General features: G+C 46.1%; 10 protein-coding genes and 2 pseudogenes. 11 read left to right on the forward strand and 1 reads right to left on the reverse strand.

All coding sequences use genetic code 11. The features are described 5' to 3' along the window. Nucleotides 1–121: 121 nt before the first annotated feature. Nucleotides 122–1,684: an arylsulfatase gene (locus AB4167_RS02790; RefSeq protein WP_017064704.1), complete on the reverse strand. Its 1,563-nt coding sequence runs from the start codon at nt 1,682–1,684 to the stop codon at nt 122–124. A gap of 346 nt (nt 1,685–2,030) precedes the next feature. Here AB4167_RS02790 and AB4167_RS02795 point away from each other — a divergent pair, with 346 nt between their 5' ends. The 11 genes and pseudogenes from AB4167_RS02795 to AB4167_RS02845 all read left to right on the forward strand — a co-directional run. After that, the gene (locus AB4167_RS02795; RefSeq protein WP_017060009.1) at nt 2,031–3,578 is read left to right on the forward strand and encodes an arylsulfatase; all 1,548 of its coding nucleotides are present in this window, start codon (nt 2,031–2,033) and stop codon (nt 3,576–3,578) included. A gap of 192 nt (nt 3,579–3,770) precedes the next feature. After that, on the forward strand, nt 3,771–6,140 hold the full coding sequence (locus tag AB4167_RS02800; RefSeq protein ID WP_372104177.1) for a tetratricopeptide repeat protein: 2,370 nt from the start codon (nt 3,771–3,773) through the stop codon (nt 6,138–6,140). A 149-nt stretch (nt 6,141–6,289) separates the two neighbouring features. Continuing rightward, the gene (locus AB4167_RS02805; RefSeq protein ID WP_017060007.1) at nt 6,290–7,273 is read left to right on the forward strand and encodes a MoxR family ATPase; all 984 of its coding nucleotides are present in this window, start codon (nt 6,290–6,292) and stop codon (nt 7,271–7,273) included. Nucleotides 7,274–7,285: 12 nt separating this feature from the next. After that, nucleotides 7,286–8,248, forward strand: a complete 963-nt coding sequence (locus AB4167_RS02810) for a DUF58 domain-containing protein (protein WP_372123008.1) — start codon at nt 7,286–7,288, stop codon at nt 8,246–8,248. Next, nucleotides 8,249–8,809 (forward strand): DUF4381 domain-containing protein, encoded by a 561-nt coding sequence (locus AB4167_RS02815; protein WP_372136098.1) that lies wholly within the window; start codon nt 8,249–8,251, stop codon nt 8,807–8,809. Further along, nucleotides 8,802–9,881: a VWA domain-containing protein gene (locus tag AB4167_RS02820; RefSeq protein WP_061038361.1), complete on the forward strand. Its 1,080-nt coding sequence runs from the start codon at nt 8,802–8,804 to the stop codon at nt 9,879–9,881. Before AB4167_RS02815 ends, AB4167_RS02820 begins: the two co-directional genes overlap by 8 nt. Beyond that, entirely contained in the window at nt 9,874–11,586 is a 1,713-nt protein-coding gene (locus AB4167_RS02825; RefSeq protein WP_372136099.1) for a VWA domain-containing protein, read from the forward strand. The genes AB4167_RS02820 and AB4167_RS02825 overlap by 8 nt, the downstream gene beginning before the upstream one ends. Further along, on the forward strand, nt 11,583–12,950 hold the full coding sequence (locus AB4167_RS02830) for a BatD family protein (protein WP_372136100.1): 1,368 nt from the start codon (nt 11,583–11,585) through the stop codon (nt 12,948–12,950). The genes AB4167_RS02825 and AB4167_RS02830 overlap by 4 nt, the downstream gene beginning before the upstream one ends. 78 nt (nt 12,951–13,028) lie before the next feature. Beyond that, a complete protein-coding gene (locus tag AB4167_RS02835) occupies nt 13,029–13,934 on the forward strand; it encodes a LysR family transcriptional regulator (RefSeq protein ID WP_372083682.1) in 906 nt (301 codons plus the stop codon). Between the two features lie 19 nt (nt 13,935–13,953). Then, nucleotides 13,954–14,595, forward strand: a pseudogene (locus tag AB4167_RS02840) (YegS/Rv2252/BmrU family lipid kinase); the annotation flags it as partial. Further along, nucleotides 14,595–14,725, forward strand: a pseudogene (locus AB4167_RS02845) (transposase); the annotation flags it as partial. The pseudogenes AB4167_RS02840 and AB4167_RS02845, both read left to right, overlap by 1 nt.

Here is a 14,725-nt window from a genome sequence, read left to right on the forward strand (position 1 = left end):
CGTTAAACGAAGAAAGCCGTGGTAACTCAAGTGAGTTATCACGGCTTTCGTACTCGATTATGTACTTACTATAAATCTTAGTTAAATACACATCTATACAGTTTGCATCGCCTAGATAGGCTTATTTAGCTTGCGCTGCTGCCGCTTCTAGTTGCTTAAGTTTACCTTGAAGCATGTAAGCATTCTGGTTGAAGTTACCTGGGTTCAGTACTTGGCTATTCTGCATAGGGTAATCTGGTAGCGTCGTCATAAACTCTTGAACCTGATTTCCTACTGGAACGAATAACCACATGTTGTCTGCCATCCAGCGTAGGTACATACCAGACTCGTGCGGTGCTTTCTCGAATGGGTCAGCACGTAGGTGAACAACTTGAGGCCAGTTTGGTTGGAAACGAACTGCATCCACAATGTTACCATCCATCACAGCAAACGAAATCTTGAAGTCATTCCAACGTACTGCGTTTAGCTCAGCGTTAGCAGAGAAGTAAAGCATGCTGTCACGAGGGCCTTTCTCTTCTTTACCTTGGAAGTAAGGCAGGAAGTTGTAACCATCTAGGTGTACGCGCCAGTTTTTACCGTTGTAAGTTGCACCTTTGTCAGATGCTAGCTTCTCAACCACTTTATCATCACCAGCGGCTGCTAGTAGAGTAGGAATCCAGTCTTGGTGGCCCATGATATCGTTGATTTTAGTTCCAGGTTTGATAGTCCCAGGCCAGCGAACTAGCTGAGGCACACGCATACCACCTTCGTAAGTTGTACCTTTCTCACCGTGGAAGTAAGTTGCGCCGCCATCAGGCCAAGAAACCGTTTCAGCACCGTTATCGGTAGAGTAAATTACGATAGTGTTGTCAGCGATTTTTAGTTCATCCAGCTTGTCTAGAAGCACACCAACATGGTCATCATGCTCTAACATACCATCAGCATAAATACTGATACCTGACTTACCTTGGTATTTCTCTTGTAGGCGAGTCCACACGTGCATACGAGTGGTGTTGTGCCAGATGAAGAATGGTTTGTCAGCTTTTACCGCTTTTTCCATGAATGCTAGAGATTCTTCTAGGAACTCTTCATCCGCATGCTCCATACGCTTACGCGTCATTGGGCCAGTATCTTCAATCTTACCGTCAGCAGTAGACTTGATTACACCACGAGGGCCGTAGTTCTTACGGAACTCTGGGTCTTTAGGGTAGTAATATGTTTCTGGCTCTTCTTCGGCGTTTAGGTGGTACAGGTTACCGAAGAACTGGTCAAAACCGTGGTTCGTTGGAAGGTGTTTGTCTTGGTCACCCATGTGGTTCTTACCGAACTGAGCTGTCATGTAGCCTTGTTCTTTAAGAAGGTCTGCGATCGTTGGAGCCCAATCAGGGATACCGTGGTCCGAACCTGGCATGCCGATAGTCAATAGACCAGTACGGAAAGGTTCTTGACCTGTTAGGAATGCAGCACGACCAGCAGTACACGATTGTTGACCGTAGTGGTCAGTAAATAGTGCGCCTTCGTTAGCAATACGGTCGATGTTAGGTGTTTCGTAACCCATCATACCGTTGTTGTATGCACTGATGTTGAATACACCAATGTCATCACCCCAGATAGCAAGAATGTTTGGTTTTTCTGCTGCTGTTGCCGCTGAAGAAGCTGCTAATAAGCCAACACCTAATGCTAGTTTATTAATTTTAGTACCCATAAGGACTCCGATTCACTTTTAAGATTAATGCGTTAGAACAACGCATCGATGAGCAAATGTTATTCTCAAAATTCCGTTACGTCCTTTTATAGTGCTTATAACCAATCGTTATGATGCTTAGGTAACCTATTGATTAATATCAGCTCTAGTGGGTACGTAGAATAAAGCCTTAGTTTGTATGTGTGATCCTTATCATGTTTGTTGGCGTAAACCTTATCGATGATTTCTGTATCCGTATCTCAATAAAAATGACAAAAAGATTAATAGCTTAGGGAATCTCGCGCATGTGTAAAAAATGGACTATACGTTGTAGGGCAGGATGCAAATAACTTACGAAGAGGTTTCTATGACAGCGAAATATGGCGCTAAACGTCGATTAGCGATTTTGGGTACAGCGATGATGGCCGCGTCCAGCGCCACTTTTGCGGCTGAAAAGCCAAATATATTGGTTATTTGGGGGGACGATATTGGTCAATCCAATGTGAGTGCATACACCTTCGGTCTCATGGGTTACAAAACCCCGAATATTGATAGCATCGCGAAAGAAGGGATGATGTTTACGGACTATTACGCAGAGCAATCTTGTACTGCGGGTCGCTCTACCTTTATCACGGGACAAAGTGTATTACGAACGGGTTTGAGTAAAGTAGGTTTGCCGGGCGCAGACATTGGCTTACAAGCAGAAGACGCGACAATCGCAGAAATGCTGAAACCTATGGGTTACATGACAGGTCAATTTGGTAAAAACCACCTTGGCGATAAAGATGAATTCCTTCCAACAGCACACGGGTTTGACGAATTTTTTGGCAACCTTTACCACCTAAATGCTGAAGAAGAACCAGAGAATGAAGATTACCCAACCGATCCTGAGTTTCGTAAGAAATTTGGCCCTCGTGGTGTCATTAAGTCATTCGCTGATGGCAAGATTGAAGATACCGGTCCACTGACGCGTAAGCGTATGGAAACGGTTGATGAAGAAACACTAGACGCGGCACTTGATTTTATGGATCGCGCAGTGAAAGCGGACAAACCATTCTTCGTGTGGTGGAACGCGACACGTATGCACTTTAGAACGCACGTGAAAGCCGACAGTAAAGGCGTAACTGGTGTCGGTAACTACGCTGATGGTATGGTTGAGCACGATCGACACGTTGGGCAACTATTGAAGCAAGTGGATGAGTTGGGTATCAAAGACAACACGATTGTTTTCTACTCAACGGATAACGGCCCTCACATGAACTCTTGGCCTGATGCGGGTACAACCCCGTTCCGTGGTGAGAAAAACACCAACTGGGAAGGCGCATACCGTGTACCAGCAATGGTTCGTTGGCCTGGTAAGATTGAACCAGGAACCGTATCTAACGAAATTATGCACCATATGGACTGGATGCCAACCTTCGTTGCCGCCGCTGGTGATGACCAAATCAAAGAGAAACTACTCAAAGGTCATACTGCCGGTGATAAAACGTTTAAGGTTCACTTAGATGGTTACAACTTCCTTCCTTACCTAACGGGTGAAGAAGAGAAAGGCCGTCGTTCGGAGATCTTCTACTTTACCGATGATGGTGATTTAGCGGCGCTTCGTTACAACCAATGGAAAGCGGTGTTCATGGAGCAGCGTGCGACGGGTACCATGCAAATTTGGGCTGAACCGTTCGTGACGTTACGTCTTCCTAAGCTGTTTAACCTGCGTATGGACCCATACGAAAACGCAGACATTACATCGAATACATACTACGATTGGTTGTTAGACCATGCTTATATGTTCGTTCCAGCACAGGCGTATGTCGGCAAGTTCCTAGAAACCTTTGCTGAATACCCGCCACGCCAAAAAGCCGCGAGCTTTAGCTTGGATCAGGTAATGGAAAAACTTCAGGAATCTCATAACAAGTAAGTGATTGTTTGAGTGAAACTGAACAGATTGAAGAGCTCTTAGGAGCTCTTTTTTTATGCGCATACCGATGAGTAAATCCCGGTCGTGAATATGAGTCACAACTATCGAGCTCATTGCCACTAAATAATTGTAAATTCGTTGTTTTTACGTCTACCTTATTAAGCATAAGGATGTATAAAAACAAGGAATGTTATGTCTGCATGGTTGTGCTCACTGGTAAACGGATTGAAACACCAGCGAGTCGCAGTATTATCCGCAATCTTGTCTTCACTGATGTTGTCGCTGTTCAGTCTGAACGCCTATGCCAACGAGCAAGACCCTAATATCAACTCTGATATTTCAAAGGCCAGCTATGTCGGTTCGGAAGCATGTGTTGATTGTCATAGTGAAGAAGTCGCAGCGTGGGAGGGCTCTCATCATGATATGGCGATGAAGCACGCTACAGACGAATCTGTATTAGGCGATTTCAACGATCAAACATTCACTCATGACGGTAAACCCAACCGATTTTTCCGCAAGGGCGAAGAGTTCTGGGTCAATATTGAAGGGCAAGACGGCCACTTTAAAGATTACAAAATCAGCTATACCTTTGCCTTTGAACCACTACAACAATACATGGTTGAATTTGAAGACGGCCGTGTACAGTTGATTCCTTTCGCTTGGGATTCTCGCACTGAGGGCGAAGGCGGTCAACGCTGGTTTCACCTCTATCCTGATACCACCAACACCGATGAATTCTACTGGACCAATAGCGGTCAAAACTGGAACTTCATGTGTGCTGATTGCCATTCAACGAACCTAGAGAAAAACTACGACAGCGCGAGCAACACTTATAATACTACTTGGTCGGAGATCAATGTCGGTTGTGAAGCGTGTCATGGCCCTGCAAGCGTGCACGTTGAACAGGCCTTGTTAGCAAATAAACAGAAAGCCAAAGCTAACGGTGGAAAGGATGCTCCAGTCTCGGCGCATTATGGTTTTGACCGCGACTTGTCGAAGTCGGTCAAAGAGTGGATCTATCAAGAGGGTAATTCAACCCTGCAACCAAAAGACATCATCCATACCAATCAAGTTCAAACCTGTGCTCAATGCCACAGCCGTCGTACTCAGTTAAATGAAACGGGTGATCACGTTAACGGGTCTTTCTTTGATAAGTATCGCTTGAGCTTGATTACCCCAGAGCTTTACCACAACGATGGTCAAATCTACGATGAAGATTACGTTTACGGATCTTTCCTTCAATCCGTGATGGCTGAAAAAGGCGTCACATGTACTAACTGCCACGATCCTCATACCGCTGAACTAAAAATTGCGGAAGAAGCCGTGTGTAGCCAATGTCATATTGCATCAGAATACACGCCTGAAAAGCACACATTCCACGAAGCGAATACTGAAGCTTCACAATGCACGACTTGTCACATGCCAGAGACGACTTACATGGAGGTCGACCCAAGGCGTGACCACAGTTGGCATATCCCACGTCCTGATATTAGCCAACACATTAAAACGCCGAACGTGTGCACTAGCTGTCATGCAGATCAAACCGACCAGTGGGCAGATAAGCAAATCGGTGAGTGGTTCCCAGATTCTAAGTATCGTAATCAGCAGCACTTTGCCGTTGCCTTTTATGCTGACTCGATAGGGCACAGAGGTGCAGAGGATGCGTTGGCATACTCGGCTCAGGACTCTAGCTTAAGCAATATCATTCGTGCATCGAGCTTAGAACGTTTGGGCGGTAATACGGGTAAGAATACGCTTATTTCGCTGGCAAGAGCGGTGAAACATGATGATGAAATGATCCGTTTGGGTGTTGTACAAGGCTCGTCTGGTTTCCCATTCACTGACCGTTGGCAAATTCTAGAGCCGCTACTGAAAGACCCTGTATTGTCGATTCGTTCAGAAACCGCAGGCGCATTAGTGCGTTATTGGGGAGAAATGAACCCTCTGCAGAAAGACCAAATCAAGCCTGCATTAGAAGAGTACATTGAAATACAGCAATTTAATGCCGACAGAGGATTTGGACGTACTAACCTAGGCAACGTTTACCGAGATTTAGGCCAGCACGACAAAGCGATTGAGTTTTATCTAGGCGCTATCGAGATTGAGCCTTATTTCGAAAACAGCTACGCCAATTTAGCGGATTTGTATCGAGCGCAAGGTAACGAGGCAAAAGCGTTGTCGACCTTGAAGCAAGGTATTGAAGCTCAGCCTAAATCGAGTGTTTTGCCATACAGCACAGGATTGTCTCTGCTTCGTGTGAAAGATTACGAACAAGCAACGGACTACCTTAAACAAGCCGCTGAAACTGCGCAAACCGACCCTCAATATTGGTATGTGTACGGATTGGCTTTGGAAAAATCGGATGTGCTTGCGGCAAGTCAATCACTGCATAAGGCTTACCAATTTAGCCGCAACCCACAGCACCTGTATGCCCAGTGTGAAGTGTTGGCGCGAAACAGTCATATACCGGGCGTACCAAAGGCGTTTGAGCAATGTATTTCATCATTGAGCAAAGTGGCACCGCCGGAAGCCATTAACCAATTGAAAGCTAGGTTTAAATAAAGCGATGAGGTGAGCTTGGCTATCGAGCTTGCTGCTTATTCCGCTTGTAACCAATTATCGCGTTTATAACTGCTTATCATGTGTATAACTAATAGTTATGGGGCTTGTGAGTAGGATGTACGCAGCCAGATTGAATTAAGGGAAGACCTATGAACCATGCGCAACAAGCAATAAACCAACTGATTGAACAAACAGAGAAAAGTGTTATCGGTCAGAGCCACGTCGTTCGGGCTCTGGTGATAGGGTTATTGACTAATGGACATGTGCTTCTTGAGGGGCTTCCCGGTACTGCGAAAACTCGCTCAGTAAAATCGCTGGCGAATCTACTGAACACCAGTTTTGGTCGAATTCAGTTTACTCCTGACCTGCTGCCGTCAGATGTGACGGGTACGGAGGTGTATCAAGAGCTTGATGGCAAGCCGCAACTGCATTTCCAACCGGGTCCTATTTTCAACAGCATTGTTTTAGCCGATGAAGTGAACCGTGCGCCTGCAAAGGTACAAGCGGCTCTGCTTGAAGCTATGGCGGAAGGCACGATAACCGTGGGCGGCCAAACTCACATCCTTCCTGACTTGTTCATGGTATTGGCCACTCAAAACCCAGTTGAACAAGAAGGTACTTATCCGCTACCTGAGGCGCAAATGGACCGTTTCATTATGAAAGTGACGGTCGACTACCCAGAAGACGAAGCGGAACGTGACATCATTCGACTGGTGCGCAGTGAGGAGTTGGGTAGCGAAACCAGTTCAGAATTAGTCACTCCACAACATATTGAACCTGAGTTGGTACTTGAGGCACGCCGACAACTTCCAGACATTGCCGTTTCCGATTTAGTTGAGAACTACATTGTGGCCTTGGTCATGGCAACTCGTAAGCCAGAGCGTTACCCAGAATCAAACTTGTCTAAATGGATTGAGATTGGCTCAAGCCCGCGTGCTTCCATTGCGTTGGATAAATGTGCACGCGCTTATGCGTGGTTACAAGGGCGTGACCATGTCACGTTAGATGATGTGCGAGCGATGCTACCTACCGTATTAGGCCACAGATTCTCACTTTCTTATGATGCATTGGCCGATGGCGTTGACCATCAAAGAGTGGTTGAAGAACTGCTTGATAATGTTGAGATCGGATAATTAGGGGGCGTCATGGCGAAGCCAACACAAGCTCCCAAATCGCAAGGCCTTGATCCACGACTGTATTGTGATTATTCAAGGTTAGTGCGAATTCAGGCTCAAGCTGAGTCGTTTTCACTGTTACCTCATTTAAAAGCGGGCAGCGTACTTTCGGGCAGACATAACTCTTTGTTCCGTGGTCGTGGTTTGAACTTCGAAGAATTACGTCATTACCAATTGGGTGATGATATCCGTAATCTCGATTGGAAAGTTACGATGCGAACGGGTAAGCCTCATGTTCGTAGCTATACCGAAGAGAAAGACCGTAATGTGATGATCTGTGTCGATCAGCGCAGTTCGATGTTCTTTGCGTCTCAAAACACCATGAAATCTGTTGTGGCTGCCGAAGTGGCGGCATTGTGTGGATGGCGAGTGCTGAAAGATGGTGATCGTGTCGGCTTCGTTTTGGCCTCGCACCAAAAACTGTTTCATACCAAAGCTCAACGTTCTCAATCTGATTTGTTGGCTCAGCTAAAACATCTTACCAAGGCTAATCAAAGCTTAGGTGTCAGTGTGAGCGATAGCGAAGGTGTTGGATTTAGCCAGTGGATTGAACTGATAAAACGAATGAGATTAAAGCAATCGACCTTAATCTTTATTAGTGATTGGCGAGATTGCCAAGAGCAACATCTTGACCGACTAAAGCAACTGCAACAACACAACGACATCTTAGCCATTATGGTCACCGATCCATTAGAACAATCATTGCCTCAAGATCTGGCAAGCGCAAACTGGGTGGTGGGTGATGGTCGCTTTCAACTTAATCTGGATAGCCAATCTAAGGTTAACCTCGCAAGTAAAAGCCTTGCCCAAAAAGCGGCACTTCAGAAACTGTCCCTTGCTAAATTGATGGCGATGAAAAACCTCCCTTATATAGAATTAGACACGTCGGGCAATCACATATCACAGCTGCAGAAACTAGTGGGAGGGCGCTAAATGGCTGTTGAACATACGCCTCCAAGTACTTATATCCTTCGCGACCTACATGATGTCGCCATTCCTGACAGTGTGAGCTGGGCTCCTCAAACGATCGGCTGGAAGATCCTTGGCGTTATTCTGTTATTGGTCGCTATCTATCTGGCTTATCGCTTGGCGTTAAGGTGGTGGAATAAGCGTTATCGCAAAGAAGCGCTTCAAGAACTCATGGTACTGGATGCAAGAGACAAGAACTCAACCGAACGAACCTTTAAAGTCCTCAAAGTGGTGCTTCGTTACCTAGACAGCAGTAATGCCAAGTTGTTTGGCCAAGCTTATGTGAACCGTTTGAACGCTTATCTGCCTGTTAGCGCCAACACGAGTGAAAACAGCAATGCGTTCTTTGCCGATGAAGTTTCGGAATTATGGATGCAAAGCCTAATTGACCCTAATGTGCGTTTGAGCTTTGAACAGCGTTTAGAGGTAATTCAAACCGCGATGATGTGGCTAAAATTTCATAAACCAGATATACAAGCGAAACCGAATGTACAGGTAACGGCTGAGGGGCAAGACAATGTTTGATGTTTTATCTGCCAGCTTTGAATTTGCGCATCCGCTGTGGTTTATTGCGCTGCCTTTACCGTTGTTGGTCTACTTTGCGGTGCCAGCTTATCGAACTAAGCAAATGGCGATTAAGGTGCCATTTTTTCGAGAATTGGTTGAAGCGATTGGGGAAGCACCGTCAGAAGGTGCAAGCCAGTTAACTCCAAGCTGGTGGCAACGAACCACGCTCATTATTACTTGGGTATTGGTCGTGTGTGCGTTAGCGAAACCAACCATTCTTGGTGAGCCACAAATTCGCGAACAATTGGGTCGGGATGTGATGGTGGTGGTCGATTTGTCAGGTTCAATGGCAGAACAAGACTTCACCTCTAAACAAGGCGATAAAATCTCTCGTTTAGATGCGACCAAAGAGGTGCTGGCTGATTTTGCGAAAACCAGAAAAGGTGACCGACTCGGTTTGATCTTGTTTGGTGATGCAGCGTTTGTACAAACGCCATTTACCGCGGACCAAGATGTATGGCTTGAACTGCTTAATCAAACCGATGTCGCGATGGCAGGGCAAAGTACGCACTTGGGCGATGCAATTGGCTTGGCGATCAAGGTGTTTGAACAAAGTGAAAAGCAAAGTGCTGCCGTTCAAGATTCAAACGTCGACACCAACGAAAAAGAGAAAGTCGTGATCGTATTAACAGACGGTAATGATACAGGAAGTTTTGTTGAGCCTATCGATGCCGCAAAAGTCGCCAAGGCTAAAGGCGTTCGAATTCACGTTATTGCGATGGGCGATCCGCAAACCGTTGGAGAGGTTGCTCTGGATATGGAAACCATCAAGCGTGTCGCTCAAGAGTCAGGTGGCGAAGCCTTTGAAGCACTTAACCGCGACGAACTGACCAAAGCCTATGCTCAGATTGGTGAGCTTGAACCTCAGTTATATGAAAGTACCACTTATCGCCCTAAACAGGGGCTGCACCACTATTTGATGGCGATTGTTGTAGTGATGTATTTGACCGCATTCAGCTTAGCAACGATACGCCGAAGATCGCTGCTCGCTTCTTCGGCTAAGAATTTGAAAGGAGAGAGTGATGCCTGATTCTCTCACGATACAACAGTTCTTTACCCAGTTTCATTTTATCCGACCTTTGTGGTTGTTGGCCTTTATTCCGATGTTCTTCCTGTTATGGGTTCGTTGGAGAGAAGAGACCAAACCAACGTGGAAAGACATTTTACCTGCACATTTACGTGATGCATTGACGATTGGCGAAACAGGCTGGCGCAAGCAACTGCCGTTGAAGCTATTGGTGGTAATTGTGACTATCGCCATCATTATCTGTTCTGGCCCAACATGGCAACGTGAAGCATCGCCTTTTGGTGAAGACAAAGCGTCGATGTTGGTTGTGCTTGATAATAGTGAATCTATGCTTGCTAAAGATTTGCCTCCAAGTCGCTTGGAACGATCTAAGCAGAAAATTAGAGACTTATTGGCAGCTCGCAAAGGCGGTAATACGGGCTTAGTGGTTTATGCAGGCAGCGCACACGTGGCGATGCCCGTCACGCAAGACAGCAAGGTGTTTGAACCGTTTCTAGCGGCTATCACACCCGATATCATGCCTGTTTCAGGTAAGTCAGCAGAGGAAGCACTGCCACTGATTAATCAGCAACTGTCTGGTGAGTTAGGCTCTTCTGTACTGTTGGTATCAGATGGTGTAAACCCAAGCACCATTAGGGCGTACGAGAGTTTCTTTAACGACAATCCGTATCAGTTGCTCATTCTCGCCGCAGGAAACAGTAATGTGGTGAGCGATAACCCTGTCGACCTAGATTCACTGCGTAACTTAGCGAGTAAGACGGGTGGACGAGTGATTGAAGTGACCGTTGATGATTCGGATATCCAACAACTGAACAGAGCGGTTGAAAGAAACATGCAGCTCAACGGCGAATCTTCAATGCCTTGGAAAGACATGGGCTATGGACTGCTTATTCCAATGGCTTTCATTATGTTGCTATGGTTCAGAAAAGGGTGGTTGGTGCAGTGGTGTGTCGTTGGTTTGATGATCACAAGCAGCATGTATTCACCAGACACTTTGGCGAAAACAGTCAACTTAACCGCTGAGAAACCCGTTGTGGTGGAGTCGGTTACTACTTGGGACAAAACAGCTCAATGGTGGTGGGACTTATGGTTAACGCCTGACCAACAAGGTCAACGCCTGTTGAATCAGAAAGAATACCTTGAAGCGGCAAAGCACTTTAAGGATCCCATGAGAAAGGGCGCAGCTTATTACTATGCTCGTGATTTTAAGTTAGCTCACAGTGCCTTTTTGCAAACCAAGACCGATTATGGTTTGTATAGCGCAGCCAGTGCTTTAGCTCGACAGCGAGAGTACCTTGCTGCTCGCGATCTACTCAAATCACTGAGTGAAAAGCCCGATCTGTCACCAGAACTGAAAGCCGATATAGAAAACAATTTGGCGGTTCTAAGCGGCATTGTTGAAGAGGTTAATCGCACCAGTGAAAGCCAAGCATCTTCTTCGGTATCTGATGGGCTTGAGGAGTCCATAGAATTAGCTGATGACCAGCCACGCACGGGGGACGGCGCAGAAGAACAAACGGTAGCCGAAGTTATGTTGAAGGAAACACTTAATGCCAATGAAATTTTGGGTAGCCAAGAGCTTGCCGATAAGTGGTTAAAACGAGTCGAAGCGGACCCTAAGTTCTTCTTAAAGTCCAAGTTCCAAATTCAATTAAGAGACCCTGCACCTTCCATCGAACAAGCGTCAAAACAGGAGCAAACCCAATGAGTCGATATCATTTAGCTCTTGAAGCCATTCAATCAAAGAGAGTGCGATTCAGAACCCATAAGTGGTTACTGTCGATGACTCTTATATTGAGTTGGTTTTCTCCTTTTGTTGCTTCTGCTGCCGATATCTTCGATCTCCAAAAAAGTGGTGACGTTGAGCTTATCGCTTGGGTAGGGGAAAAGCCAAAGTCAGGCGATAAGATAACGCCGACTAAAGTGAGCGTTAATGAGCAGGTAATTCTAAATATTGAGGTGGCGACGCCGCGCTGGTTAACAGGAGGGACTCGAATCGGCAGTATCGAAATCCCTAACGTGATCGCTAAGCAACGTAACCAACTCGCGACTAATTACACGGAACGGGTCAATGGCACTACATGGTCGCGTCAACGATGGGAAGTGATGCTCTATCCGATGACTTCTGGCGAGTTTGTCATTCCAACCGTGCCGGTTCGCATCCAAGTTTCTGCACCTGATGGTTCTAACGTTGGCGGCACGCTTTACACGCAGTCAATTAAGTTTGAAGCTTCGTTGCCTTCAGGTTTACTTGATAATGAATCGCCTTGGTTTTCTGCAACAGAAGTAGATACAGAGCAACAATGGCAACGCTCGAGTGAAAACTTAAAAGTAGGCGATGCCATTACTCGAACGGTAACCATCAAGGCCAAAGACAGTTTGTCTGTATTACTGCCGGATGTGTTGAACAATGAATCGACCCAGCAGTACCAAGCTTACCCGCAACCTAATCGTTTAGATGATACTCAAGATCGTGGTAACTACCGTTCCAGTCGAATTGAGGAGACGGTTTATGTTATTCAGCAGGGCGGTGAATTTACGTTGCCAGAGTTTTCATTTCAGTGGTGGGACAGCAAGAATCAACGCCTTGAAACCGTGGTGATAAAAGGGAATGTGTTTGAAGCTAAACACACAGTCCAATCTTTCATCAAGGCTTACATGTCAGTGTTTATTAGCGTTGGTCTGGCACTGTTGTTCAGTGTGGCGTGCTTTGTTTCTGTTAAACGTTATTATGCGAACCGCCCAACACCAAGTTGGTTGGTATTCCGTCGTTTGCTTAAGCAAGGTAATTGGGCTGCATTAAGAACCTTTATCTACCGTCAATTGCGAAACGAAACCTCTCAGCTAGAGCTGGATAAAGCACAACTTGGTAAACTGAATGGACAAAAGCGTTGGCTAGAAGATAGTGAAGCGCTTCAACAAGGGCGTGAAGACAAAAACGTATTTACTCGTTTATGGAAAAGCTTACGTAAATTACCCAGTGATAAATCCAACTCAAGCAATTCTCGTTCAATTTTCGACCGCTTGAAAATCCCTAAAGCCTTGCCAGACTTAAAAGATAGAACTAAGTAGCAAACTTTAGTCATTCGCATCGAACAAAATCGGCAGGTTCTCTACTATAGGGAACCTGCTTCTTTAATATGGAACTGTATGAAAAGTACCGAACTCAATCTAATTCCTATATTTGTCGCTATTTATGAAGAGCAGAACTTATCTAGAGCTGCTAATCGCATGGATATAAGCCAACCAGCAGTGAGTAAAGCACTTGCAAGGTTGAGAGATATCTATGATGAGCCACTGTTTCATCGCACCACATCAGGCGTAGAGCCAACCACATTCGCTATTGATATCTATCCTGCAATGGCCGCTGCACTTAAAAACTTTACTTCTACCTTATCCGCATCAAGAGACTTCGATCCTAAAACCTCAGGCCGCGTGTTTTCCATTGCCTGCGTCTCGGCGGCGAGCTACGAAATGATGCCAAAAGTCATGCGGTTAATCAGCCAAGTCGCACCAGGTATCGCGTTAGAGGTTCATCCTCTGTTTACCGAAGACTATGAGTCTGATTTAAGGCTGCAAAGACACGACGTGATTGTTGATATGACGCCTAAAGGAAGAACCATGCTTAAGTACGAGGTGATTTCTACAGAAGAGCTGGTCGTGGTGTGTAGTAGTGATCATCCTACGGTTGGCGATACCATCGATATGGAACAGTTCTTAGCACTCGAGCATGTGGTGGTCTCTAGGTGGCATGCGCGCAAAAGCTTATTAAGCTCTGAGCACTATAGTGACCTTGAGAAACGTAGAATCGTGTATCGCGCAGCGGGCGTTGTAGAGATGCTTCCTGTTATCGAAGGCTCTGAGTACATCGGAGTAATGCCTATTTCATCAGTGCGTTGTTTTGCTGAAAAGTACGCGGTAAAAACACTACCATTACCCTTCGAGTTGGAAGACCTCGATATGTGTATGATTTGGCATCCAAGCCGTACTAATGAACCAAGCCATAAGTGGTTACGAGCTAAGATCAAAGCGGCAGCAAAAGAGTTATCAAGTTAGCCTATACAAGGACATAGCCATGGACAGCATTCGCGTGATTTTAAACGGAAAGAAAGCCAATATCCCGGAATTAAGGCAAGCCATCTTTGCGGCGAGGGACAATGATATTGACCTGCAAGTTAGAGTGACTTGGGAATCGTCGGACATGTTTCGTTTGGTAAGCGAGGCAATATGCGATGGTGTTAAGCGTCTGATTGTTGTCGGTGGCGATGGAACGGTGAATGAAGCCGTTAACGCGCTCAACCTGTTCCGTGCCAGTGAAAGACCACAACTGGCGCTTGTCCCAATGGGCACTGCGAATGATTTTGCTACCGCAACGGGAATACCTAACGATATTTCGGGTGCTTTTGAACTAGCGGTGGAAGGCAAGGCGTTTGCGGTGGATAGCGTGCGTGCGAATGACCGCTATTTTATGAATGTCGCTGCGGCGGGTTTTGGTGCTGAAGTCACAGCTGAAACGCCAGTCGAGCTTAAAGATTTTCTCGGTGGCGGTGCGTATACACTAACAGGTGTGGTGAAAGCACTTGGCTTTAAGCCCTACAGTGGCACGTTGCCCATAGACAAAGGCAGCTTTACCGGCGAGATCCTTGTGGGTGCTTTTTGTAATGGTCGCTTAGCGGGTGGAGGACAAGAGTTAGCACCCAATGCATTGATTGATGATCGCTGTTTACCCAGTCGGGTATCGAGCTATCACGAGCCACCATGGCAAGGTGGGTTATCCAAGTCAGTGAGAAGTTCGCCCCGCTGTATGCGGCCTTGAAGGAGAACCTACTTCAACAAGTGGTGGTTCA

It is taken from the genome of Vibrio sp. 10N.286.49.E11 (assembly GCF_041469505.1).
GTDB lineage: Bacteria > Pseudomonadota > Gammaproteobacteria > Enterobacterales > Vibrionaceae > Vibrio > Vibrio crassostreae_C.

What these genes read in the sequence shown, in the direction of transcription:
- AB4167_RS02790 (WP_017064704.1), bottom strand. Translation starts at nt 1,684, where the DNA reads ATGGGTACTAAAATTAATAAACTAGCATTAGGTGTTGGCTTATTAGCA.
- AB4167_RS02795 (WP_017060009.1), top strand. Translation starts at nt 2,031, where the DNA reads ATGACAGCGAAATATGGCGCTAAACGTCGATTAGCGATTTTGGGTACA.
- AB4167_RS02800 (WP_372104177.1), top strand. Translation starts at nt 3,771, where the DNA reads ATGTCTGCATGGTTGTGCTCACTGGTAAACGGATTGAAACACCAGCGA.
- AB4167_RS02805 (WP_017060007.1), top strand. Translation starts at nt 6,290, where the DNA reads ATGAACCATGCGCAACAAGCAATAAACCAACTGATTGAACAAACAGAG.
- AB4167_RS02810 (WP_372123008.1), top strand. Translation starts at nt 7,286, where the DNA reads ATGGCGAAGCCAACACAAGCTCCCAAATCGCAAGGCCTTGATCCACGA.
- AB4167_RS02815 (WP_372136098.1), top strand. Translation starts at nt 8,249, where the DNA reads ATGGCTGTTGAACATACGCCTCCAAGTACTTATATCCTTCGCGACCTA.
- AB4167_RS02820 (WP_061038361.1), top strand. Translation starts at nt 8,802, where the DNA reads ATGTTTGATGTTTTATCTGCCAGCTTTGAATTTGCGCATCCGCTGTGG.
- AB4167_RS02825 (WP_372136099.1), top strand. Translation starts at nt 9,874, where the DNA reads ATGCCTGATTCTCTCACGATACAACAGTTCTTTACCCAGTTTCATTTT.
- AB4167_RS02830 (WP_372136100.1), top strand. Translation starts at nt 11,583, where the DNA reads ATGAGTCGATATCATTTAGCTCTTGAAGCCATTCAATCAAAGAGAGTG.
- AB4167_RS02835 (WP_372083682.1), top strand. Translation starts at nt 13,029, where the DNA reads ATGAAAAGTACCGAACTCAATCTAATTCCTATATTTGTCGCTATTTAT.